Raw genomic sequence first — 435 nt, 5'->3', positions numbered from 1 at the left:
GTTAAGGATGCGGGAACTCTTGAGTCTGTTGATGAGGTCACAAAATATGTGACTAAGCCGAACGATATTGAGACGATGGAGGATGGCCATCTTGAGTGGTTCTATAATGAGACACTCAATACGCGACTGATACAGAGGTACGGATCGTTTAAGGAGTTCAAGGGGTCTCTTAATGATGAGAGGCTTCGCATCGTTCGAGATCAGTCTGATGGATCTCTGAAGATGATGAAGAAGCGTGTCATCAATGATGCTGAGCTTTTCACGAAGCGTGATGAAGGCGAAGCCACGATAGGTGTCCCTAAATCATTGGATATGTTCGGGCCCGATATTGCTATGGCTCTCTGTGTTGAGCCTTCTCTTGATGGTCGTGTCATCGTTGGTGATGAAATAAAATTCGAGCAGATGGAGAATAAGATTGTTGGGCTGATGCTCCCG

General features: G+C 46.0%; 1 protein-coding gene. It reads left to right on the top strand.

Annotated features, from left to right (window positions below):
- The coding region (locus KP705_RS17890; protein ID WP_215765263.1) for a protein rep at window positions 1–435 on the top strand (435 nt) is incomplete at both ends.

This window comes from Gluconobacter sp. P1D12_c (assembly GCF_018812105.1).
In the GTDB taxonomy this organism is placed as follows: Bacteria; Pseudomonadota; Alphaproteobacteria; order Acetobacterales; family Acetobacteraceae; genus Gluconobacter; species Gluconobacter oxydans_A.
This window is presented reverse-complemented; position numbering and strand designations above follow the sequence as displayed.